Raw genomic sequence first — 21174 nt, 5'->3', positions numbered from 1 at the left:
TGGAGCACGGATAGTCAAGAGCGGCGCTCTCGTTCTCTTTCAGCGCTCTGGTACGGTCGATCCCATGAGCGCAGGCCGTACAGCACGCGAGCGGGTCCGGGCCGAGCTGACCCGCGAGATCACCGACATCGCCCGCAGGCAGCTGGCCGTCGACGGCGCGGCGGGGCTCTCGCTGCGCGCGGTGGCCCGCGAGATGGGCATGGTCTCCTCGGCGATCTACCGCTACTTCCCCTCGCGGGACGACCTGCTCACGGCCCTGATCATCGACGGCTACAACGCCCTCGGCCAGGCCGTGGAGGACGCCGACGCGGCCTGCCCCCCCGGTGACCACACCGGCCGGTGGCTGGCCGTCTGCCGTGCCGTACGGGACTGGGCGCTGGCGCACCCGCACGAGTACGCCCTGCTGTACGGCTCGCCCGTGCCCGGCTACAAGGCCCCGGCGGACACCATCGCCGCGGCGATCCGCGACACCGTCGTCTACGGCCGCATCGTCTCCGACGCCCACCGGGCCGGGGCCCTGAACCCGCCGGACCTCTGCCCGCCCGTCCCCGCCTCGTTCGGCCGGGACGCGGCGCGGGTGCGGGAGCTCATGCCCGACGTCCCCGACGAGGTGGTCGCCCGGGCGCTGACCGCCTGGACCGGACTGTTCGGCTGGGTCGGCTTCGAGCTGTTCGGCCAGTTCGCCAACACGATCCTCGATCCCGCCCCGGCCTTCGACCACGCCATGCGCTACCACGCCGCGCTCCTGGGACTGCCCGTCCGATCCGGGAGCGCCGACCCGGATCACGGGTGAGCGGGCACCTCCCGGTCGGCCGCCGGTCGCGGGTGAGCGTATCCCGCTCCGCTGAATCCCCGCCCGCCCCTTTCCGGCATCGGCAAACCGAAAAATCCCCTTGAAGCAGAGTAGAGTGGAATTCACCGAGGACATCTCGCGCGCCGGCACTCAAGTCGGCGTCGCCCGCGGCGATAGACCGCTTTCGGCCTGATCAAGGGCCCGGACAGGCCAGGCGACCATGACGCCCACGATTCTCTCGCATCTCACACCGCTCAGTCCCACCGCCGACGCGGTTCCCGCCGTCCACTCCACGGTCCGCATCAGCCTGGATCCCGTGCTCGGCAGGCGGGACGCCCTGGACGGGGCCTGGTGGCCGTACTCCCGCGACGCCGCCGCCGAACTGCCCGGGCTCATCTCCGCCATCGACCAGCGGCTCGGGCGCACCACCCTGCGCGTCGGCCTGCATCCGGACGCCTGGGAGCACATCCCGCGCCGCATCCCGGCCCGGGGCCGCCAGATCAAGGTGGGCTGGTTCCGCAGCACCCGGCCGTATCTGGTCACGCTCATCCTCGCGGACGCCGAGCCCGTCACCCTGCTGGTCATCGCGCCGCGCACCGCGGAAGGCCCCGCCACGGCCGCACTCGCACTCGCGGCCGCGGGCATCGCCGGCCTCGGACCGGCGGACGTCCTCGACCTCTCGCGACGCTCCACCGCACCGGGTGCCGGCGCACCGGACGAGGACGGCCCGGCCGGCTGGGAGAACGAAGGCGGGCACCTCACCGATCGGAGAACCCCGTGACCGCCGCCGGCACCCGCCCGTCCGGTGCGACCCGCCCATCGGCCCCCACCACCGTCCGCCTGTCCGGTGAGATCGACATCCTCACCGCCGGGGCGCTCCGCGAGCGGTTGCTGGACGCCCTGCGCCACAGCACAGGCCCGCTCGTCCTGGACCTGTCGGAGGTGTCGTTCTGCGACGCCTCCGGACTGTCGGTCCTGGTCGGTGTCCAGCACCGCGCCCGGGAACTGGGCGCCATCCTCATCCTGACCGCGCCTCGCCCGCACATGTCCCGAATCCTGCGCATCACCGGTCTCGACCGCGGCCTGCCGACGGCGGCGTGACCGTGTGCTCCCGGGGCACGCCCCGGGAGCACACGGTCACCGACCACCGGGCGGACCGCGAAGGGAAGGCTCCGCCGCCGGAGGCTCGGACGACACCGGCAGGATGAGATGGATGCACGCGCCATGGTGCAGCCGGCTCTCCATCCGCACGCTGCCGCCGTGCATCTCCATGATCTTCTCGACGATGGACAGACCGACCCCGGTGCCGGCGGCGGCCTGCCGTTCGGCCTGCGTGCCGCGGTAGAACCCCTCGAAGACGTGCGGCAGATCCTCGGCGCCGATGCCGGCACCGGTGTCGTGGATCTCTATTCGCGGGACGGGAGCGTCCAGGACCGACACTTCGATCGCCCCGCCTAGCGGGGTGAACTTCACCGCGTTGTCCAGTACCTGCATCAACGCGATCTGCAGCTGCTCGGCATCGGCCCACGCGTCCATCCGCTGCGGGGCGCTCAGGTTCACCCTCTGGTCCTTGAGCCGGGCCGCGGGGGCGATCTGCCCCACCGCCTGACGGGCCAGCCCGGCCAGGTCGACCCGGCCGGGACTGAAAGGCGCGCTGCACGCGCTCAGGCTCGCCATCAGCAGCAGTGTGTCGATCAGATGCAGCATGCGGTCACCGCTGCGCTCGATGACCTGGAGGAAGCGCTCCTGTGTGGCCTGTTCCAGACCACCCGCCCGCAGAAGCTCCAGGTAGGAGCGGATCGAGGTCAAGGGGGTGCGCAACTCGTGGTTGATGTTGCGCAGGAACTGCTGTTTCATTCCCTCCAGCCGGTTCAACCGGATGGCGACCTCTTCGGTCTGGCCGGCGTGGTGGTGCAGTTCCAGCATGCCGACCGCGCAGGCGGCCAGCGTCTCCAGCGCCCGGCGGTGCTCGGCGGTCAACCGGCGCGGGCGGTGGTCGAACACGCACACCACCCCCAGCGCGACGTCACGATCGCTGATCATCGGCGCACCGGCGTAGAAGCGCACGTACGGCTCCCCGACCACCGCCGGATCGTCGCGGAAACGTACGTCCGACTGGGCGTCGGGCACCTCCAGCAACTGGCAGGCGGCGATGGTGTAGGGGCAGAACCCGACTCTCCGGTCCATGTCGGCGGAGGTGGTGCCGACCCGGCCCTTGAAGTACTGCCGTCCGGTGCCCAGCAGGTTGACCAGCGCGATCGGCGTCTGGCAGACATGGGAGGCCAGCTCGGCGATCGCCTGGAAGATCGGCTCGACCAGCACGTCCAGAGCCCCCAGTGACTCCAGCTCGGCCAGCCGCTCGACCTCACCCGGTTGATCCGGTATCTCTCTCATGGCCTCGTTCCCTCACCGGTCCGCCACCGCGGGTCCAGGTAGGTATGCCGCTCATCCCGGAATCGACACCTCCTCCCACGGTACGGCGGGTAAAGAACAGGCCACGGCGGGTGCGCCGCCGACCGGCGGCCGATCCGGCCCGCAGCCCGCCGGGCCGGTACGCGCCCGCCTCCCGGCGCACCGGCGAGCCGTACGCCTGACTCCGGGGAAGTAGGCCGGGGGCGGAGACCGGGTGATCGGGGCCGGAGACGACTCGGCCGCGCTCCGCGTGGATTTCGCGGTGAGCGCGGCCGGGAAGACGACGCGGGCCTCATGGGCGCGAGCGGGGGCGCCGGACCCGGCAGGTCGTGCCGGGTCCGGACGGGAACCGCGGGGATCCGCCCGCGGAAGCCGTACAGGCCCCGCCGGAGGAGAGCCGCAGAGGTCAGCGGGTGGCGCGGTTGACCGCGGAGATGATCGCCTTCAGGGAGGCGGTGGTGGTGTTGGCGTCGATGCCGACCCCCCACAGGATCTGGTCGCCGACCTCGCACTCGACGTAGGAGGCGGCCTTGGCGTCGCTGCCGGCGCTCATCGCGTGCTCGGCGTAGTCGAGCACGCGGACCTTCACCCCGATGCCGGACAGCGCGTCGCAGAAGGCGGAGATGGGGCCGTTCCCGACGCCCTCGACCTCGCGGATCTCCCCCGCCACCCGCAGGTCGGCGCCGATGACGTCCTTGCCGTCGGAGCCGGAGGCGTTGCGGTGGGCCAGCAGGCCGAAGCGGCCCCACGGACTGGCCTGGTTCGGCAGGTACTCGTCGGCGAAGGCCTCCCACATCGCCGCCGGGGTGACCTCGCCGCCCTCGGCGTCGGTGCGGGCCTGCACCACCCGGGAGAACTCGATCTGCAGCCGGCGCGGCAGGTCCAGGTGGTGGTCGGCCTTCATGATGTAGGCGACGCCGCCCTTGCCGGACTGGCTGTTGACCCGGATCACGGCCTCGTAGCTGCGGCCGATGTCCTTGGGGTCGATCGGCAGGTACGGCACCGCCCAGGTGTACTCGTCCACTGGCACGCCAGCCGCGGCCGCGTCGCGCTCCAGGTGCTCGAAGCCCTTCTTGATGGCGTCCTGGTGGGAGCCGGAGAAGGCCGTGTAGACCAGCTCGCCGCCCCACGGGTGGCGCGGGTGGACGGGCAGCTGGTTGCAGTACTCCACGACGCGGCGGATCTCATCGATGTCGGAGATGTCGACCTCGGGGTCGATCCCCTGGGAGAACAGGTTCATGCCCAGGGTGACCAGGCAGACGTTGCCGGTGCGCTCACCGTTGCCGAACAGGCAGCCCTCGATCCGGTCGGCCCCGGCCTGGTAGCCCAGCTCGGCGGCGGCGACGGCCGTGCCCCGGTCGTTGTGCGGGTGCAGGGACAGGATGATCGAGTCGCGGTGGGCCAGGTTGCGGTGCATCCACTCGATCTGGTCGGCGTAGACGTTCGGCGTGGCCATCTCGACGGTGGCGGGCAGGTTGACGATGACCTTGCGCTCCGGGGTCGGCTGCCAGACCTCGTTGACGGCGTCACACACCTCCACGGCGTACTCCAGCTCGGTCCCGGTGAAGGACTCCGGGGAGTACTGGAAGTAGACGTCCACGTCGGAGGCGTCCGCCAGCTTCTTGCAGAGCTTGGCGCCCTCGACGGCGATGGCGGTGATGCCCTCGCGGTCGGCGCCGAAGACGACCCGGCGCTGCAGCGTGGAGGTCGAGTTGTACAGGTGGACGATGGCCGACTTCGCGCCCTGGATCGCCTCGAAGGTCCGCTCGATCAGCTCGGGCCGGGCCTGGGTCAGGACCTGGATCACCACGTCCTCGGGGATCCGGCCCTCTTCGATGATCTGCCGGACGAAGTCGAAGTCGGTCTGCGAGGCGGCCGGGAAGCCCACCTCGATCTCCTTGTAGCCCATCCGTACCAGCAGCTCGAACATCTTGAGCTTCCGGTGGGCGTCCATGGGGTCGATCAGCGCCTGGTTGCCGTCCCGCAGGTCCACCGCGCACCACCGGGGCGCCTTGTCGATGACCTTGTCGGGCCAGGTGCGGTCGGGCAGGCGCACCGGCTCAAAGGGCTGGTAGCGCTGGAACGGCATGGGGCTGGGCTGCTGCGGATACATATCGCTTCGGCTCCTCGACTGGAAAGACGATCACGGCCGACACGCATGGCTCGCTCCGCGACGAGGGAGCCGGCCTGTTACAGGCCCTCGCCGCGGCAGCTAAGAAGCAGCCCGCGCAGCATGCATGCCACGTTAACAGACGGTTCCAAATCCCCGGACGCCGATCTCACATCCCGAACAGCCGGACGCCCGGACGCCCGAACAGCCGGACAGCCGGACGCCGCAGTGGACGCCCGGAGAGGTGACCGTTCGGGCATCCGGATGCCCCGCGCCCGCCGCCGCTCCCGGGCCGGACCGGTGCCCGCTCCCGCCTGCCGCCGAGTACGGCGGCGCCCGTCGGATACAGTCCGAAAGGAGCGCAGAAAGGGAGGGTCCGCAATGAAGGACGTCGACATTCTCGCCCACATCAACCACCTCATCGCCGAGGAACGCGACCTCCGTTCGCTACTGGCGTCCGGTTCCATCTCCTCCCATGAGGAGAACCACCGGATCAGATCCATCGAGGAGGCCCTCGACCAGGCGTGGGACCTGCTCAGGCAGCGCCGGGCTCACCGGGAGTTCGGGGAGGACCCCAACGCGGCGGAGCCGCGCCCGGTCGACGAGGTCGAGGAGTACCGCCAGTAGGACCGGCGATCCGGCCACCGCGCCCCGCCCCCTCGCCCCGTCGCGGCGGCGGACGCCGCGAGCGCGCCCGATCACCCGGTCCCGCCGCCGGGACCCGGACGCTCCCGGTCGCCCCGCCCCGTCGGACGGCCCGGGCAGCGGGAGTCGCTGGGCTTCTCCAGCGGATCGGGAGCGAACCAGGCGAGCACGCTGTGCTCGACGTACCAGCGGTGCAGCGCGACACGGCTGCGGGGGATCTGACCGAGATCCGGGCAGAGGAACTGGGAGACCACCGTCCCGTTGGCGATGAACCGCACGGTGCCGTCGCGGTCGAGGAAGGTGGAGACCCGGTCGTCGGTCGCGATGACGTATCCGAGCAGCACCTTCCCTGCGATCTCCTCGTCGGCGCCCTTCACGGCGACCTCCACCCCCATCAGCGGCAGGATCGGCGCCTGCACGACGACGGCTGCGGTGAACAGCGGCGTCAGCGCGAGTACGGCGACGGCCAGGGTGGACGTCAGCGCGGCCGCGGCACGGGCCGGGATCGGACCGGTCAGCAGGACCGACAGGCCCGGCGGCAGCGTGAGCAGCACGGCGGTGACGACGTCCCCCTCGGTGAACGCCTGCCCGATGGCCGGAGCGAGCCAGGCGTAGAGCCCGACGCCCACCACGGCGGGCAGCACCAGTGTGAGCAGGACGACCAGGTCCCGCCGGCCGGGCCTGCGGTCGTTGACGCTCAGCCCGAGCACCGCCAGCGAGAGCATGGCGAGGGTGGGCAGGAATCTGAGCTGCCAGCTCACCAGGCCGACCACGACGGAGATCACCACGACCCAGTCGGGGATCCGGTCGGCCACCACCGAGAGCCAGGACGACCGCCCGGCGCTGACCCGGTAGAGCACGCCGAGCGCGCGGGCCGCCAGCACGAGGGCGGGCAGCACCCACAGGATGGTCAGCAGCACGGCGGTGAGCAGACCGAGTGCGCTGACGTGCTGGACCAGCAGGAGCAGCGTCTGGGTGTCCTGCCGGCTGGCGTACCACAACCGCACGACGAGCAGGACCAGCGGGAAGCCCGGCAGCACCGCGAGCATCCACTGCTGGTTGCCGCCCCGCGCTCCCCCGGGCCACCCCGCCGGTCCGCGGCCGCGGAACCCGCCGGGCGGCACCGGGCGCTCGGCGAATCCGACGGCGGGCGTCCCTCCCCAGAAGTCACCGGAGGGCGGCCGCTCCCCCCGCGCGTCTTCCGGCGCGCCCTTCGGAGAGGGCTCCCCCGGCGCGTTCCCCGGCGCGCCCTTCGGAGGGGAGTCCCCCGCCGCGCCGGGGGCCGGAGGTTCCCCGGTCCCGCTCATCCGGCGTTCCGCTGAGGGATCCCCCGCTCCCAGGGCCAGCGCCGCACGTCGGGTTCCGGCACGGCGGGCTGGGTACGGCCGGCGATCTGCTCCTTGGGGTTGTGCGCCTGCATCGGGGCGACGAACCGTTCGTAGGCCTCCTCCCAGCGCATGTCCTGCGGGTCGGTCACCGAGCGGTGCAGCGAGAGGTTCACGAGGGTGCGCAGCGCCTCGTTGGCCCCGGCGTTGACGGCCCACTGCTCGGAGGTCTCCAGGCCGATGTCGTGATGTTCGAGCAGGCCGGGCTCTTGCGCCACGAACCCGGCGAGGATCGCGGTGTCGGTCGTGACCGCCTCGTACTCCTTCGCCTTGAGGCCGGTGACGCAGTCGCTGATGCGGTTCTTCCGGGTGACCTCCGCCCCGGCCCTGTCGATCTCGGTCTCGGAGGTCGAGGCGGCGAGCGTGCAGACCTTCCGGCCCCGGAGCTGCGTGAGCGAGGTGATGTCGGGATGCCCCTTGCGGGTGATGACGGACTGCTGGGTCTCCAGGTAGGGCGCGGAGAACCCGATCGCGCGGTTGGCGCTGCGGGCCGGCGTCACGCTGAACGTGGCCACGACGAGGTCGACCTTCACGTGCTGGCCCGCGGCGTTCCTGGCCGTCATCCGGGCCCGGTCCTCGGTCTCGATGGACAGGAACTCGACCTCGCTCGCGCGGAAGCCGAGATCGGCGGCGATCATGAGGGCCATCTGGATGTCGAACCCCTCGTAGGTGCCGTCCGGCTTGCGGAGCGCGATGCCGGGGGTGTCGTCCTTCACCCCGACCAGCAGGCTCCGCCTGCCGTTCAGGCCCGCCTGCTCCAGCAGCTCCGCCTCGGTGGGCGGTCCCGTCTCCCAGATCGCCCAGCCCGCGACGACCACCGCCGCCACGACGGCGGCGAGCCACCCGGCGAGCCGCAGTCCGCGCCCGCCCGGCAGGACGTCACCGGACCCCGTCCGCCCCACAGGACCCACAGAATCCACGGGCTCCGGCGGTTCCACGGGCGGGGGCGGCGCGGCCGGCTGTCCTGCTCCGGGGTCGGGCTCCGGTTTCGTCCTTCTGATGCGCATGACGCCCCCCGGATCCGAATCCCCCCGATTCCATGAAAATCTGGGGGCAGAGTACGTCAGCCGTCGATGGCGGCGCGCGCGCCACCGGCAACAGTCACCAAGAAGTGATCAAACCGCCGGGTCCTTCCCGCGGGCCTCTCCGGCCGCGCCGGAGTGCACGACGCGGCCGGAGACCGCGGTCCGGAAACGGATACGACATCGGCGGGCAACACCGTCGTGCTCGCCGCGGGCTGCCGCCACCGCATGGTCGTACGGCTGGCGCTGGAGGCGGGCGCCGGGGTCCTGTGGCGTGAGGAGCTCGTCTTCGGCCGGTACGGCGAGCCGTCCGGCCGCTGCCGCTCCCGCTTCGACGCGGTGCTCGACGGACGCCCGCTGCTCCGGCAGGAGCTCACCGTCGGCGACCCGGCGGTCGACGGCGGTCCCGCCGTGTACGGAGACGCCCGCTGCGTGGGCGGAACCTTGATCGCGGGCTCGGCCCGGCCCTCGCCGTCCGGCCTCCACCGCGCCGGAGAGAACGGGGCCGCACCCGGGAAGGACCGCGCCCCCGCGGGACGGCAGGGCGGCGCGGACGTCGGGGAGGGCTGGGCCGTACTGCCGCTGGCCGGGCCTGGAGTCCTCGTCACGGCTCTGGGCCGCGACACCGTGGAACTGCGGCGGCGCCTGGAACTGGGAGAGTCCCGCGTATCCGCCCGCTGAGGCCGAGTGCGGCGGCCGCCACTGCCCGTGGGAAAGGCCGCCCGGGCGGGACCGGACCAGGACGGGACCGGATCGGGGCGGGGACGGATCCTGGGCCGGGCCGGGGACGGGGCAGGACCGGATCCTGGGCGACGGCTGCGCGTGAGCGGACAAGAAGCCCGGCGGGAATGTGCGGGATGCGCCTGCCGCGGACGTCCCGGTGAAACTACCCTTGGCCGATGGCCGATCTCGCGACCCCCGCCTCCCCGAACCGGATCGCGCCGATCGGGGTGATCGCCGGGGGCGCCCTGCTGGTGGTGGCCGCGTTCCTGCCGTGGGCGGGGGTCAGAGCCGACATCGCCGTCCTGGGCTCGCTGAGCGAGAGCGTCCGGGGCGTGGACGACTGGTCCGGGATCCTCGTGCTGGTCGGCGGGGCCATGGCGGCGGTCATCGGGGTCGCGGGCGGCGACCGGCCCTTCACCGCCCTCGCGGCCCTGCCCGGTGCGATCACCACCGCGGTCCTGCTGGTCTTCCTCAGCGACCCGCAGGGCAGGGGGCCGGACGCCTCGTTCGCCATCGGCGACCTGGTGAGGGTCGAGCCCACCGTGGAGTACGGCTGGTTCGTCGCCCTGGCCGCGGCGCTGGCGGTGACCGGGTCCGCGGTCGCCGCACTGGCCTCCGGCCGCCGGCTCCGTCAGTCGTAGAAGCCGAGACGGCGCAGCTGCTTGGGGTCGCGCTGCCAGTCCTTGGCGACGCTGATGCGCAGGTCGAGGTAGACCCGGGTGCCGAGCAGCGCCTCGATCTGCTTGCGGGCACGGCTGCCGACGTCCTTCAGCCGTGTGCCCTTGTGACCGATCACGATGGCCTTCTGGGAGGGGCGCTCGACGAACATGTGCGCGTAGATGTCGAGCAGGTCGTCGCGGCCCTCGCGGGGCAGCATCTCGTCGACGACGACCGCGATCGAGTGCGGCAACTCGTCCCGCACTCCCTCCAGCGCGGCCTCCCGGATGAGCTCGCCGACCAGGACCTGCTCCGGCTCGTCGGTGAGCTGTCCCCCCTCGTACAGCGGAGGGCTCTCGGGGAGCCGCCGGATCAGCAGGTCGCTCACCACGTCGAGCTGGTCCCCCGCCTGCGCGGAGACCGGGACGATCTCCGCGAACTCGGCGAGCCGGGAGACCGCGAGCAGCTGCTCGGCGATCTGCTCGCGGGTGGCCAGGTCGCACTTGGTGACCACGGCGACCACCGGGGTCTTCCTCACCGCCGCGAGCTTCTCGGCGATGAAGCGATCGCCCTTGCCGATGGGCTCGTTGGCGGGCAGGCAGAACCCGATCACGTCGACCTCGGTGAGGGTGGACAGCACCAGGCTGTCCAGCCGCTCGCCGAGCAGCGTGCGCGGCCGGTGCAGCCCGGGGGTGTCGACGATGATGAGCTGGGCGTCCAGGCGGTGCACGATGCCCCGGATGACGCGCCGGGTGGTCTGCGGCTTGGACGAGGTGATCGCCACCTTGGTGCCGACCAACGCGTTCATCAGCGTGGACTTGCCGACGTTGGGCCGGCCGACGAAGCAGGCGAAACCCGCGCGGAAATCAGCAGCTGAGGAACTCACGTCGTCCATTGTCCCCGATGCGGAGGCCCGCTCTGACGGGACCGCCCCTCCGCCGCCCTCCGGAGCGGGCCGCGGGACGCCCTCGTGGAGTGCCCCGGGACCGCCCGGCTCCGGTCCGGAGCACCGCCGGGGAGATGCCCGGCTCCGGCGCACGGCGCCGTCAGGACGCCCGGCTCCGGCGCAGCGGCGCCGTCAGGACGCCCGGCTCCGGCGCAGGGTCCCGTCCAGGATGCTCAGTCCGGCGCCAGGGTGCCGTCAGGGGCGGCCACGAGCAGGGTCTCACCGCCCAGGTCGCGAACCGCCCTGGTGTCCGCCTCGCTCGGTCCGTCGCCCGCGGTGACCAGCGCCGCCGCCTCCAGGGCGCGGGCTCCGCTGGAGACCGCCATGGCCACCGCGACCTGCAGCGCCGACAGGGTCAGCGAGGGCAGGTCGACGTTGGTCGAGGAGTAGGTCCGGCCGGTCTCGTCGCGTACGGCCGCGCCCTCGGCGGCGCCGTTGCGGGCACGGGCCGAACGGGCCAGGACGATGATCTTGTTGTCCTCGGGATCGAGGGTCGCTTCACTCACGGCACAAGGGTATTCAGCGCCCCCGCGCCCCCGCGCACCCGGTCAGGTCTCGTCCCCGTCCGCCGCCAGATCGTCCGCCCGGGCGGCGAGGAACCCCGCGAGCCGCTGGGTGCGACCGGCGTCGACGTCCGAGATCCCGGCGTGCACCAGCGACATCAGGATCCTCCCCGAGCGGATGAGGACCACGTGCATCTCGTACGGGTAGCCGTTCAGCCTGCCGTACAGGCGTCTGGCCCGCATGTCGTCCCCGACCGCGTCCATCGCCAGGCCCGATCCCGTCAGCAGGGTCTCCCGGTCCGCCGCGGCGCCCGTCGCGGGGGCGGCCACGACCCGGCAGCGGTCCAGCGCCGCGGCCAGGGCGGTGAAACGACGCTCGGCGTCCTCGCCGGGGTGGCTCTCCAGGCCGATCCCCGCCAGCTCGCCCAGCCCGTCCCCGGAGTAGGTCGCGGTCACCCGTACGTCCGGGGTCCCTTCGGAGGGCCTGTGCCCCGCGGTCTCCAGCACGCGGCGGCAGTCGCCGGCGGCCGGGTGGAACGGGGACCGCCACCCCTCCCGGAGGCGGGTGGAGAACCCTTCGGGCAGGTCGTGCGCCTGCAGGAGCAGCCCTCTCAGCCGGGCCCGGTCGGCGCCGGTCGCCGCCGTCCCCTGGTGGAGCACCGTCTCCGTGCCCGCATCGGCGTCTCCGTCCGCCGCCGTACCGGTCCCGGTGCCCGTGTGCCCGCCCGTGCGCGTGCCCCCGCCGACCGCCGGTGCGCCGCACCCCGCCGTGAGCCCGAACCCGGCCAGGATCCCCCAGACGGCAAGCACGGCGGCAGTCCGAATCCCCCGCCCCATGGCTTCCCCCGAATGTCACGCGGGGTGGTCGCCCCCGCCGATCCGCTTCCTTCCCGTTCGACAAAAACGACAATCACCTGGAAACACCTAAGGGTGTCCTCGTCCGCGTAACGCGGACGAGGACACCCCAGGTCGGGCGGCGCCCGGCCGGACGGCGGCCGTGCGCACCCTTCCCCCCGAGAGTCCGCCCTTCGCGCCGCGAACCCCTCCCCGGCGCTCGGACCTTCTCTCCGGCTCCCCGGTGAGGGGGAGCCGCGGGGAAACGATGGCCCGGCATGCTTGCAAGGCGCTTGCGGCGGGCTTGACGGGACCGCACCGCCCGGCGGGGACCCGCGACGGGTCCTGCGCCGGGACCACGCGACCGGCGGGTTCACGACCGGCCCGATGGGGCCGCCCCGGAGGGTCCCCGGAGCGGCTCCTCAGTCGTGGTCGGAGGAGGCCGCCACCGCGTCCTGGCCGGTCTCCGCCAGCCGCCGGACGACGACCGTGCCGATCCTGTTGCGCCGTCCGGCGAGGCTCTCCGCGGTCAGGCTGAGGCCTTCCACCACGGCCTCCGAACCGGCGATCGGGACGCGACCCAGCGCGTGCGCCAGCAGGCCGCCGACCGTCTCGACGTCCTCCACGTCCAGTTCGACGTCGAACAGCTCGGCCAGGTCTCCGACGGGGAGCCGGGCCGTCACCCGGACCGAGCCGTCGGCCAGCGGCTCGACGGGGGGAGTCTCCTGGTCGTACTCGTCGGTGATCTCGCCGACGATCTCCTCGAGGACGTCCTCGATGGTGACCAGGCCGGCCGTCCCGCCGTACTCGTCGATGACGATGGCCTGGTGGATCTGGCGGGCCTGCATCTCGCGGAGGAGCTGGTCGATCGGCTTGCTCTCCGGCACGTAGGTGGCCGGACGCATGATCGACTCCACCGGCTCGGCGCGGCCCGCGTCCCCGGTGTCCTGCACCCGGCGGACGATGTCCTTGAGGTAGACGATGCCGATGACGTCGTCCTCGTTCTCGCCGACCACCGGGATGCGGGAGAAACCGCTGCGCAGCGCGAGCGAGAGGGCCTGGTTCAGCGTCTTGCCGCGCTCGATGAACACCATGTCGGTGCGCGGCACCATGACCTCCCGCACCAGGGTGTCGCCGAGCTCGAAGACCGAGTGGATCATCTCCCGCTCGTCCGGCTCGATGACCCTGCGCTGCTCGGCCAGATCGACCAGGTCGCGCAGTTCGGCCTCGGAGGTGAACGGCCCCTCCCGGAACCCCTTGCCCGGCGTCACCGCGTTGCCCAGCAGGATGAGCAGCTTGGGGAGGGGCCCGAAGATCCGGGTGAGGCCGTACACGATGGGGGCGCCGGCGAGCGCGATCGGCTCGGCGTGCTGGCGGCCCAGCGTGCGCGGCGAGACCCCGACGATCACGTAGCTGATCACGACCATGACGGCGGCCGCGGCGGTGTAGGCCCAGCCCTGGTCGCCGAGCCAGTCGATGAAGAGCAGCGTGGCGATCACCGTGGCGACCAGCTCGCAGCTCAGCCGGAGCAGCAGCAGGAGGTTGAGGTAGCGCGGCGGATCCGCGACGATCGCCTGCAGGCGCACCGCGCCCCGGCGCTCCTGCCGGACGAACTCCTCCGCGCGCACCCGCGAGATGCGGGTGAGCGCGGTCTCCGCGCTGGCGATCAGGCCGCCGGCCACGACGAGGACGACGGCTGCGGGCAACCACCCGTTGGCGAGGTTCACCGCTGGGGGCGCACCTCCCGCCACGACTCGAGGAGCTCGCCCTGCAGGCCGAACATCTCCTTGTGCTCCTCGGGCTCGGCGTGGTCGTAGCCGAGCAGGTGGAGGATGCCGTGCGTGCACAGCAGCTCCAGCTCCGCCTCGGTGCCGTGGCCGGCCTCGGCCCCCTGCTTGGCGGCCACCTGGGGGCAGAGCACCACGTCGCCCAGGAGCGCCGGGTCGGCGGGGGCGTCGCCCTCCTGCCGGGCTCCGGCGCCGCCACCGGGACGCAGCTCGTCCATCGGGAAGGCCAGCACGTCGGTCGGGCCGGGCTCCCCCATCCACCGCTCGTGCAGCTCGGACATGGCGCCCTCGTCCACCACCAGGATGGACAGCTCGGCGAGCGGGTTGATGCCCATCTTCTCCAGCACGTGCCCGGCCAGCGCCACGAGCAGCCCCTCGTCGACCTCGACGCCGGACTCGTTGTTGACCTCAATGCTCATCGGAGCACCCCATCGGATCGTCCGCTCCGCTCTCTCACTGTCTCCCCCTGGGGCGCTTGACCGCGCCCTTGATCGCCTGCGGCGCGCTCTGCCGCAGGGTCTCGTCGTAGCGCCCGTAGGCGTCCACGATGTCGCTCACCAGCTTGTGACGGACCACGTCGGCGCTGGTCAGCCTGGAGAAGTGGATGTCGGAGATGCCGTCGAGGATGTCCTGCACCACCCTCAGTCCGCTCTGCGTGCCGCCCGGCAGGTCGACCTGGGTCACGTCACCGGTCACGACGATCTTCGAGTTGAAGCCCAGCCGCGTCAGGAACATCTTCATCTGCTCCGGCGAGGTGTTCTGCGCCTCGTCCAGGATGATGAAGGCGTCGTTGAGCGTGCGGCCGCGCATGTACGCCAGGGGCGCGACCTCGATCGTGCCCGCGGCCATCAGCCGGGGGATCGAATCCGGGTCGAGCATGTCGTGCAGCGCGTCGTAGAGGGGGCGCAGGTAGGGGTCGATCTTCTCGTAGAGCGTGCCGGGCAGGAAGCCCAGCCGCTCGCCCGCCTCGACCGCCGGGCGGGTGAGGATGATCCGGTTGACCTTCTTCTCCTGCAGCGCCCGCACGGCCTTGGCCATCGCGAGGTACGTCTTGCCGGTGCCGGCCGGGCCGATGCCGAAGACGATGGTGTGCTTGTCGATCGCGTCGACGTAGCGCTTCTGGTTCACGGTCTTCGGCCGGATGGTCCGGCCCCGCGAGGAGATGATGTCGAGGGAGAGCACCTCCGCCGGCCGGTCGGAGGTCATCCGCAGCATCGCGATGCTCCGTTCGACCGCGTCCGCCGTCAGCTCGGCGCCTCCGCTGACCAGTTCGGTCAGTTCCTCGAAGAGCCGCACCACGATGCTGCTCTCCTCCGGGCTGCCGGTGATGGTGATCTCGTTGCCCCGGACGTGGATGTCCGCGCGGAAGGCGTTCTCGACGACCCGCAGCAGCTCGTCGCTCGAGCCCAGGATGCTGAGCATCGAGTGGTCGTCCGGGATCACCACCTTCGCCTGGACCCGGCTCGGACCCTTCGAGCGTGGAGAGGGTGTTCTGCTGGAATCGTTTGACTCGGACATGGGCGGGCCTAGCGGCCTGTTCGCCTCCAGACGTCGACGGCGGATGTGCGGGAGTGTCCCGTGGGACGCCCCCTCCGTCATCGTATCCGCGATGGAGGCGGTCACGCCTTCCCGTTTCGTCCCGTCCTATCCGGGCGGCCAGGTCAGGTCCCGGCCGCCGATCACGTGCCCGTGCACATGGAAGACGGTCTGGCCGGCCGCGGGCCCGGTGTTGAAGACCAGCCGGTAGCCCGCGTCCGCGACGCCCTCCTGCTCGGCGACCGCGTGCGCGGCCTGGAGCACGTCGTCGGCCAGCCCGTGGTCGGCGGCGGCCAGCGCCGCCGCGGTCGGGTAGTGGTCCTTGGGGATCACCAGGACGTGGGTCGGCGCCTGCGGATTGACGTCCCGGAAGGCCAGCGTGCGCTCGGTCTCGTGGACGACCTCCGCCGGGATCCTCCCGGCGACGATCCCGCAGAACAGGCAGTCGGCTTCACTCACCATGACGGCACCCTATCGCCGCCGGCATCGCCGCCTCCTCCTCGCCCCGCCCATGCGTCGTCCTCCCGCGCGCCGGGCCTCGGCGATGGTCCCCCCGCGGCCCGGACCGCCGCCGGCGGCCCCCGCGGCGGGGAAAGATCCACCTGAACGGGGCGGGTGTGCGAAACTTGCGGCGGAAGACGTTTGCGAGCCGCCCCCCGAGGCCGCCTGGCGAGGACACGACAGGGTCATGCCCCCTAATGAACCGGAAGAGCGTAAACCCCCTGGGAAGGCCGAGCGTCCCACTGATGTGACCACCGAGACCCTCGTGGCCGACAGGTCGCTCGGGGCGGTGCCCGTCGGGTGGGATGCCGACATGGCCGTTACCGCGCTCTACAGCGCGCACTATCGGTCCCTTGTGCGTCTCGCTGTACTGCTCGTCCGCGACATGGCAACCGCGGAGGAGGTCGTGCAGGACGCGTTCGTCGCCATTCATGGTGCCTGGCGCAGACTGCGTGATACCGACAAGGCACTGGCCTACCTGCGTCAGTCGGTCGTCAACCGATCACGTTCGGTGCTCCGGCACCGGGCGGTCGTCGAGAAGTACGCGCCCAAGGGCCTGCCCGACGCGCCGAGCGCCGAGAACGGCGCGATCGGCGAACTGGAGCGGTCAGCCGTCATCGAGGCGCTGCGCGGGCTGCCCGCGCGCCAGCGGGAGGCGCTCGTCCTGCGCTATTACGGAGACCTGTCCGAGGCGCAGATCGCCGACGCGATGGGCATCAGCAAAGGCGCGGTCAAGAGTCACACGGCTCGCGGCATGGCCGCCCTACGAACCTCACTGGAGCAACTGTCATGACCGACTCCCCCGACGAGTACGGCGAGCTGCTCCGCCGTGCCCTCAGCGCGGAGGCGGACTCGGTCGTTCCCTCCCCGGACGGACTGGAGATCATCCGCGCTCGCATCGAACGACGCGGGCTCCGGCGGCTGACCTGGTGGCGCGCCGGAGCCTCGGTCGCGGGGGCCGTGCTCGTCGCGGCCTCCGTCGTCATGGTGGTCCCCGGCCTGCGGGAGCAGGTGGCCCAGGTCACCTTCTCCGGAGAGGTCAAGCCCGTCGCTCCGACCCACACCGACCTGTCCGGGACCTCCCGGCCGCTGCCGTCGAAGAGCGGGCAGGCCCCGCCCGCCGTCACCAGGTCCGACGCGCCGCCCCCGCCCGCTCCCGAGGAGAGCAGGCGGACGACTCCGAGCGCGCCTCCGCAGCCGAGCGCGGAGCCGACCCGGGAGTCCACGCCCGCTCCCACCCCCACCTGCCCGACGGCGACCGCCGAGGCGGTCCCGGCGGAGCCTCCGGCGGAGTGCGAGGAGGCGGCGACGCCGGTCCCGACGCCTTCGGAGTCCGCGACGCCCTCGGAGAGCCCCTGCCCCGCAGGCGGCTGCCAGCAGGTGGAGGAGCCCCGGCCGGAGCCGCCGCTCCCGTCGGAGCAGGTCACACCGACCCCCATCGGGGGTTAGGCCGGACGGACCGGGGTCACCAGCGGCCGGCGCGGGACTGGAGCACCGCCGCGGCGGCGACCCCGGCGGTCGAGGTCCGCAGGACCGTCGGCCCGAGCAGTGCCGTCGCGGCCCCCGCGGCCCGGAAGGCGGAGAGCTCCTCGTCGGCGATCCCGCCCTCGGGCCCGACCACCACGACGATGTCGCCGTCGGCCGGTGCCTCCAGCGCCGAGAGCCGCGCCTCGGCCTCCTCGTGCAGCACGATCCCCAGCGCCGCGGCCGACAGCAGCGCGGCCACCTCGGCCGTGCCCGCCGGCGCGGTCACCTCGGGCAGCCGGAAGCGGCGCGACTGCTTGCCCGCCTCCCGCGCGGTGGAGCGCCACCGCGCCAGGGACTTGGCCTCCCGCTCGCCCTTCCACCGGGTGACGCAGCGCAGCGCGGCCCAGGGCACGATGACGTCGACCCCCGCCTCCGTCATCATCTCCACGGCCAGCTCGCCGCGCTCGCCCTTGGGCAGTCCCTGGACCACGACCAGGCGCGGCCGGGGCTCGGGCACCTCGTAGCGGCGCAGCACCTCCACCCGGAGGGAGTCCTTGCCCGAGGCCAGGACCACGCACTCGGCCACGGCGCCGGCCCCGTCGGTCAGGTCGAGCCGCTCGCCCTCCCGCAGCCGCCGTACGGCCGCGGCGTGGCGTCCCTCCGGCCCGCCGAACGTGAACTCGGGCAGGGCCAGGTCCGCGGGGTCCGCCAGGAAGACGGGAGCGGTCATCGGCCGTTGAACGCGTCCCGCAGGCGCGAGAAGAAGCCCTGCTGGCCGGGGGCGAACTTGCCGGGGGGCCGCTCCTCGCCGCGGAGCCGGGCCAGTTCCTTCAGCAGTTCCTCCTGGGCCGGGTCGAGGCGGGACGGCGTCTCCACGTTCACGTGGATCAGCAGGTCGCCGCGGCCGGTCTCGTTGAGGCGCTGGACGCCCCTGCCGTACAGGGAGATGGTCTGCCCGGACTGGGTCCCGGGCCGCACGTCGATCTCCTCGGCGCCGTCGAGGGTCTCCACGGTCAGGATCGTGCCGAGCGCGGCCGCCGTCATCGGGATCTGCACGGTGCAGTGCAGGTCGTCGCCGCGCCGTTCGAAGATCTCGTGCGGGCGCTCGACGATCTCCAGGAACAGGTCGCCGGGCGGGCCGCCGCCGGGACCGATCTCGCCCTCGCCGGCGAGCTGGATGTGGGTGCCGTCCTCCACTCCGGCCGGGATGCGGACCTTGATGGTGCGCCGGGTGCGGACCCTGCCGTCGCCGGAGCACTCCTGGCAGGGGTGGCGGATGATCGAGCCGAACCCGCCGCACTGGGGGCAGGGGCGGGAGGTCATGACCTGGCCCAGGAAGGAGCGGGTGACCTGGGACACCTCTCCCCGGCCGTTGCACATGTCGCAGGTGTCGGGGTGGGTGCCGGCCGCGGCCCCGGAGCCGGTGCAGACCTCGCAGAGCACGGCGGTGTCGACGGTCAGCTCGCGGGTGGTGCCGAAGGCCGACTCGCTCAGGTCGAGCTCGACCCGGATGGTGGCGTTGCGCCCCCGGCGGGCCCGGGAGCGGGGGCCGCGTCCGCCGCCCCCGGCGGCCGTGCCGAAGAAGGCGTCCATGATGTCGCTGAACGGGAAGCCCGCGCCGAAGCCGCCGGCACCCGCGCCTCCGCCGGCCCCGCCGAACGGGTCGCCGCCCAGGTCGTACATCTGCCGTTTGCCCGGGTCTGACAGCACCTCGTAGGCCTGGGTGATCTCCTTGAACCGCTCCTGGGTCGCGGGATCGGGGTTCACGTCAGGGTGCAGCTCACGGGCCAGCCTGCGGTAAGCCTTCTTGATCTCTTCCGCACTGGCGTCACGGCGCACCCCGAGGGTGCCGTAGTAGTCACTCTTAGCCACTTAGTCGACCTCTTAGGATGCAGCCAGGATCTGGCTGACGTAGCGTGCCACCGCGCGCACCGCGCCCATCGTGACCGGGTAGTCCATTCGTGTCGGTCCCAGCACACCGAGCCGGGCCAGTTGCTTGTCCCCCGAACCGTATCCGGCGGCGACGATCGACGTCCCCTGCAGTCCGGTGTAGGGGTTCTCCGAACCGATCCGCACGGTCAGTGTGGACGGGTCGGAGGTCTCGCCGAGCAGGCGCATCAGCACGACCTGCTCCTCCAGCGCCTCCAGCACGTCGCGCAGGCCGACGGTGAAGTCGGCCCCCGCGAGGTTGGCGGCCCCCGCAAAGACGATCTTCTCCTCCTGGCGCTCCACCAGGGACTCCAGGAGCACCGACAGGACCGTGGCCGCCAGCGGCCGGTCCTCGGCCGGCAGCCGCTCGGGCAGGTCGGCGACCTTGTCCGGGACGCTGGTGAGCCCGCAGCCGTCCAGGCAGGCGTTGAGCACGGCGCGCAGGTGCGCGACCCGGCCCTCGTCCACCACGTCGGGCAGTTCGACCACGCGCTGCTCGACCCGGCCGGTGTTGGTGATGAGCACGAACATCAGGCGGCGCTCGCTCAGCGGGACCAGTTCGACGTGCCGGACCGTGGAGCTGGTCAGCGACGGGTACTGCACCACGGCGACCTGCCGGGTGAGCTGCGCCAGCAGCCGCACGGTGCGCGTCACCACGTCGTCGATGTCCACCGCGCCCGCCAGGAACGTCTCGATGGCCCGGCGCTCGGCCCCCGACAGCGGCTTGACCTGGGAGAGCCGGTCGACGAACAGCCGGTAGCCCTTGTCCGTGGGCACCCGCCCGGCGCTGGTGTGCGGCTGGGCGATGTAGCCCTGCTCCTCCAGCACCGCCATGTCGTTGCGGATCGTCGCGGGCGACACCCCCAGGTTGTGCCGCTCGACCAGAGCCTTGGAGCCCACCGGTTCGTTGGTGGACACGAAGTCCTCGACGATGGCGCGAAGCACCGCGAGCTTGCGGTCATCGACCAACGTGCTCACCTCCCTGCCTGCACCCTGCGCGCCCGAACGGGGAACACCGGATCTGGCACTCGGTGTTCCCGAGTGCCAGTGTACGGCTCCCGCCCGCAGGGTGGGATGACGCGGTCCGCAACCGGGGTCCGCATGGTCGTCAAGTCAACTGCTATTCGGATACAAGCGACAACCTCCACACTTGTCTTATGTCCCACGATTTCGGAAACCCCTCCGGTGGTTTCGTCCCCCCTTCCGGCACCCCCCAGAACCCCGCGCAGCACCCCGCCGCCCAGCCGTACGGCGGCGCCCCCTCCTACGGCTACGCCCCGCCCGGCTACGGCGCCCCGCAGGCACCGCCCCCGAAGGCGAAGGCGGGACCGAGCGTCGGCTGGATCGTCGGCGCCTGGCTGCTCGCGGTGGTCTCCGTGATCGCCGGCATCGCGATCTCCGTCGGCGGCATCCTCAGCTTCGCCAACGACGCCGCGCCCCCGGCCTCCTACGGACCGGGCGAGGTCTTCACCGTCGAGCTGGACCCGGCCGAGAGCCCCGCCCTCTACGTCTCCGCGGCCCAGGGGACCAAGTTCCAGTGCGGTTTCCAGGAGGGGACCCAGGGCCGGCTGGAGAACTCGCTCGTGCAGACGACCGTCACCGGCAGCGACGGGATCCCCTGGGAGCTGGCCTTCCGGATCGGCGTCGACCAGGCGGGCGAGTACAAGCTCGCCTGCTCCGTCGAGGACGGGGGCCAGGCCCGCTTCGGCGTGGGCCGCGAACTGGCCGCCGACGCCCTCGTGGGCGGCGTCGTGGCCCTGTTCCTGATCCCGGGCCTCGGCGTCCTGCTCGCCATCGTCGTGACCATCGTGGTGCTGGTGAAGCGGAGCCGCGCCCGCAAGCTCGCGGCCGCCCCGGCCCCCGTGTGGGGACCGACCGGCCCCTACCGCGGGTGATCGCGGCCCCGCCCCGTCCGCTGCTAGCG

General features: G+C 72.3%; 23 protein-coding genes. 9 read left to right on the top strand and 14 right to left on the bottom strand.

From position 1 onward, the window contains the following. Positions 1–64 precede the first annotated feature (64 nt). From ACWJ6R_RS00205 to ACWJ6R_RS00195, 3 genes are all read left to right on the top strand, one after another. Complete coding sequence (locus ACWJ6R_RS00205; RefSeq protein ID WP_449060248.1) at positions 65–793, top strand: TetR/AcrR family transcriptional regulator; 729 nt, start codon at positions 65–67, stop codon at positions 791–793. A 220-nt stretch (positions 794–1013) separates the two neighbouring features. Next, complete coding sequence (locus ACWJ6R_RS00200; RefSeq protein ID WP_449060247.1) at positions 1014–1574, top strand: DUF5994 family protein; 561 nt, start codon at positions 1014–1016, stop codon at positions 1572–1574. Then, positions 1571–1894 (top strand): STAS domain-containing protein, encoded by a 324-nt coding sequence (locus tag ACWJ6R_RS00195; RefSeq protein ID WP_449060246.1) that lies wholly within the window; start codon positions 1571–1573, stop codon positions 1892–1894. Before ACWJ6R_RS00200 ends, ACWJ6R_RS00195 begins: the two co-directional genes overlap by 4 nt. Before the next feature lie 36 nt (positions 1895–1930). Here ACWJ6R_RS00195 and ACWJ6R_RS00190 read toward each other — a convergent pair whose 3' ends face one another. Next, a complete protein-coding gene (locus ACWJ6R_RS00190) occupies positions 1931–3187 on the bottom strand; it encodes an ATP-binding protein (protein WP_449060245.1) in 1257 nt (418 codons plus the stop codon). 424 nt (positions 3188–3611) lie between these two features. After that, positions 3612–5318, bottom strand: a complete 1707-nt coding sequence (gene leuA / locus ACWJ6R_RS00185) for a 2-isopropylmalate synthase (protein WP_449060244.1) — start codon at positions 5316–5318, stop codon at positions 3612–3614. Positions 5319–5696: 378 nt separating this feature from the next. On the opposite strand from leuA, the gene ACWJ6R_RS00180 reads away from it, so the two are divergent. Beyond that, on the top strand, positions 5697–5942 hold the full coding sequence (locus tag ACWJ6R_RS00180; RefSeq protein WP_449060243.1) for a DUF2630 family protein: 246 nt from the start codon (positions 5697–5699) through the stop codon (positions 5940–5942). A 71-nt stretch (positions 5943–6013) separates the two neighbouring features. Here the strand turns inward: ACWJ6R_RS00180 and ACWJ6R_RS00175 are convergent, their stop codons facing one another. Beyond that, positions 6014–7267 (bottom strand): hypothetical protein, encoded by a 1254-nt coding sequence (locus ACWJ6R_RS00175; protein WP_449060242.1) that lies wholly within the window; start codon positions 7265–7267, stop codon positions 6014–6016. Next, positions 7264–8247 carry a transporter substrate-binding domain-containing protein gene (locus ACWJ6R_RS00170; protein ID WP_449060241.1) on the bottom strand — a complete coding sequence of 328 codons (984 nt, stop codon included), beginning with the start codon at positions 8245–8247 and terminating at the stop codon, positions 7264–7266. Before ACWJ6R_RS00170 ends, ACWJ6R_RS00175 begins: the two co-directional genes overlap by 4 nt. A 321-nt stretch (positions 8248–8568) precedes the next feature. Between ACWJ6R_RS00170 and ACWJ6R_RS00165 the strand changes: the two genes are divergently transcribed. Then, positions 8569–9048 (top strand): urease accessory protein UreD, encoded by a 480-nt coding sequence (locus ACWJ6R_RS00165; protein ID WP_449060240.1) that lies wholly within the window; start codon positions 8569–8571, stop codon positions 9046–9048. A gap of 218 nt (positions 9049–9266) precedes the next feature. Then, the gene (locus ACWJ6R_RS00160; RefSeq protein WP_449060239.1) at positions 9267–9731 is read left to right on the top strand and encodes a hypothetical protein; all 465 of its coding nucleotides are present in this window, start codon (positions 9267–9269) and stop codon (positions 9729–9731) included. Here the strand turns inward: ACWJ6R_RS00160 and era are convergent. The 7 genes from era to ACWJ6R_RS00125 form a co-directional block, all read right to left on the bottom strand. Further along, positions 9722–10642, bottom strand: a complete 921-nt coding sequence (era, locus tag ACWJ6R_RS00155) for a GTPase Era (protein ID WP_449060238.1) — start codon at positions 10640–10642, stop codon at positions 9722–9724. The genes ACWJ6R_RS00160 and era overlap by 10 nt on opposite strands. 224 nt (positions 10643–10866) lie before the next feature. Further along, a complete protein-coding gene (locus tag ACWJ6R_RS00150) occupies positions 10867–11199 on the bottom strand; it encodes a cytidine deaminase (protein ID WP_449060237.1) in 333 nt (110 codons plus the stop codon). A 42-nt stretch (positions 11200–11241) separates the two neighbouring features. Then, entirely contained in the window at positions 11242–12006 is a 765-nt protein-coding gene (locus ACWJ6R_RS00145) for a hypothetical protein (protein ID WP_449060236.1), read from the bottom strand. Positions 12007–12452: 446 nt separating this feature from the next. Further along, positions 12453–13757 (bottom strand): hemolysin family protein, encoded by a 1305-nt coding sequence (locus ACWJ6R_RS00140; RefSeq protein WP_449060235.1) that lies wholly within the window; start codon positions 13755–13757, stop codon positions 12453–12455. Then, positions 13754–14236 (bottom strand): rRNA maturation RNase YbeY, encoded by a 483-nt coding sequence (gene ybeY, locus ACWJ6R_RS00135; RefSeq protein WP_068896879.1) that lies wholly within the window; start codon positions 14234–14236, stop codon positions 13754–13756. The genes ACWJ6R_RS00140 and ybeY overlap by 4 nt, the downstream gene beginning before the upstream one ends. A gap of 34 nt (positions 14237–14270) precedes the next feature. After that, the gene (locus tag ACWJ6R_RS00130) at positions 14271–15335 is read right to left on the bottom strand and encodes a PhoH family protein (protein ID WP_449060234.1); all 1065 of its coding nucleotides are present in this window, start codon (positions 15333–15335) and stop codon (positions 14271–14273) included. Between the two features lie 126 nt (positions 15336–15461). Continuing rightward, positions 15462–15812: a histidine triad nucleotide-binding protein gene (locus tag ACWJ6R_RS00125; RefSeq protein WP_449060266.1), complete on the bottom strand. Its 351-nt coding sequence runs from the start codon at positions 15810–15812 to the stop codon at positions 15462–15464. Positions 15813–16167: 355 nt separating this feature from the next. Between ACWJ6R_RS00125 and ACWJ6R_RS00120 the strand changes: the two genes are divergently transcribed. Together ACWJ6R_RS00120 and ACWJ6R_RS00115 are read left to right on the top strand one after the other, a co-directional pair. Next, positions 16168–16647 (top strand): SigE family RNA polymerase sigma factor, encoded by a 480-nt coding sequence (locus ACWJ6R_RS00120; protein ID WP_189234883.1) that lies wholly within the window; start codon positions 16168–16170, stop codon positions 16645–16647. After that, positions 16644–17303 (top strand): hypothetical protein, encoded by a 660-nt coding sequence (locus ACWJ6R_RS00115; protein WP_449060233.1) that lies wholly within the window; start codon positions 16644–16646, stop codon positions 17301–17303. The genes ACWJ6R_RS00120 and ACWJ6R_RS00115 overlap by 4 nt, the downstream gene beginning before the upstream one ends. Before the next feature lie 16 nt (positions 17304–17319). On the opposite strand, the gene ACWJ6R_RS00110 is transcribed toward ACWJ6R_RS00115, so the two are convergent. From ACWJ6R_RS00110 to hrcA, 3 genes are read right to left on the bottom strand one after another with little or no spacing between them, the layout of a single operon-like run. Continuing rightward, the gene (locus tag ACWJ6R_RS00110) at positions 17320–18051 is read right to left on the bottom strand and encodes a 16S rRNA (uracil(1498)-N(3))-methyltransferase (protein ID WP_449060232.1); all 732 of its coding nucleotides are present in this window, start codon (positions 18049–18051) and stop codon (positions 17320–17322) included. Beyond that, the gene (dnaJ, locus tag ACWJ6R_RS00105) at positions 18048–19193 is read right to left on the bottom strand and encodes a molecular chaperone DnaJ (RefSeq protein ID WP_449060231.1); all 1146 of its coding nucleotides are present in this window, start codon (positions 19191–19193) and stop codon (positions 18048–18050) included. The genes ACWJ6R_RS00110 and dnaJ overlap by 4 nt, the downstream gene beginning before the upstream one ends. Before the next feature lie 12 nt (positions 19194–19205). Continuing rightward, entirely contained in the window at positions 19206–20219 is a 1014-nt protein-coding gene (gene hrcA / locus ACWJ6R_RS00100; protein ID WP_068896883.1) for a heat-inducible transcriptional repressor HrcA, read from the bottom strand. A gap of 188 nt (positions 20220–20407) precedes the next feature. Here hrcA and ACWJ6R_RS00095 point away from each other — a divergent pair, with 188 nt between their 5' ends. Beyond that, positions 20408–21145, top strand: coding sequence for a hypothetical protein (locus tag ACWJ6R_RS00095; RefSeq protein WP_449060230.1), 738 nt, complete (start codon positions 20408–20410; stop codon positions 21143–21145). Positions 21146–21174: the final 29 nt, after the last annotated feature.

Source organism: Planomonospora algeriensis, assembly GCF_977012225.1.
The sequence above is the reverse complement of the archived record's forward strand: the minus strand, read 5'-3'. Positions and strand labels throughout refer to the sequence as shown.

What these genes read in the sequence shown, in the direction of transcription:
- ACWJ6R_RS00205 (WP_449060248.1), top strand. Translation starts at nt 65, where the DNA reads ATGAGCGCAGGCCGTACAGCACGCGAGCGGGTCCGGGCCGAGCTGACC.
- ACWJ6R_RS00200 (WP_449060247.1), top strand. Translation starts at nt 1,014, where the DNA reads ATGACGCCCACGATTCTCTCGCATCTCACACCGCTCAGTCCCACCGCC.
- ACWJ6R_RS00190 (WP_449060245.1), bottom strand. Translation starts at nt 3,187, where the DNA reads ATGAGAGAGATACCGGATCAACCGGGTGAGGTCGAGCGGCTGGCCGAG.
- leuA (WP_449060244.1), bottom strand. Translation starts at nt 5,318, where the DNA reads ATGTATCCGCAGCAGCCCAGCCCCATGCCGTTCCAGCGCTACCAGCCC.
- ACWJ6R_RS00180 (WP_449060243.1), top strand. Translation starts at nt 5,697, where the DNA reads ATGAAGGACGTCGACATTCTCGCCCACATCAACCACCTCATCGCCGAG.
- ACWJ6R_RS00175 (WP_449060242.1), bottom strand. Translation starts at nt 7,267, where the DNA reads ATGAGCGGGACCGGGGAACCTCCGGCCCCCGGCGCGGCGGGGGACTCC.
- ACWJ6R_RS00160 (WP_449060239.1), top strand. Translation starts at nt 9,267, where the DNA reads ATGGCCGATCTCGCGACCCCCGCCTCCCCGAACCGGATCGCGCCGATC.
- era (WP_449060238.1), bottom strand. Translation starts at nt 10,642, where the DNA reads ATGGACGACGTGAGTTCCTCAGCTGCTGATTTCCGCGCGGGTTTCGCC.
- ybeY (WP_068896879.1), bottom strand. Translation starts at nt 14,236, where the DNA reads ATGAGCATTGAGGTCAACAACGAGTCCGGCGTCGAGGTCGACGAGGGG.
- ACWJ6R_RS00130 (WP_449060234.1), bottom strand. Translation starts at nt 15,335, where the DNA reads ATGTCCGAGTCAAACGATTCCAGCAGAACACCCTCTCCACGCTCGAAG.
- ACWJ6R_RS00120 (WP_189234883.1), top strand. Translation starts at nt 16,168, where the DNA reads ATGGCCGTTACCGCGCTCTACAGCGCGCACTATCGGTCCCTTGTGCGT.
- ACWJ6R_RS00115 (WP_449060233.1), top strand. Translation starts at nt 16,644, where the DNA reads ATGACCGACTCCCCCGACGAGTACGGCGAGCTGCTCCGCCGTGCCCTC.
- ACWJ6R_RS00110 (WP_449060232.1), bottom strand. Translation starts at nt 18,051, where the DNA reads ATGACCGCTCCCGTCTTCCTGGCGGACCCCGCGGACCTGGCCCTGCCC.
- ACWJ6R_RS00095 (WP_449060230.1), top strand. Translation starts at nt 20,408, where the DNA reads ATGTCCCACGATTTCGGAAACCCCTCCGGTGGTTTCGTCCCCCCTTCC.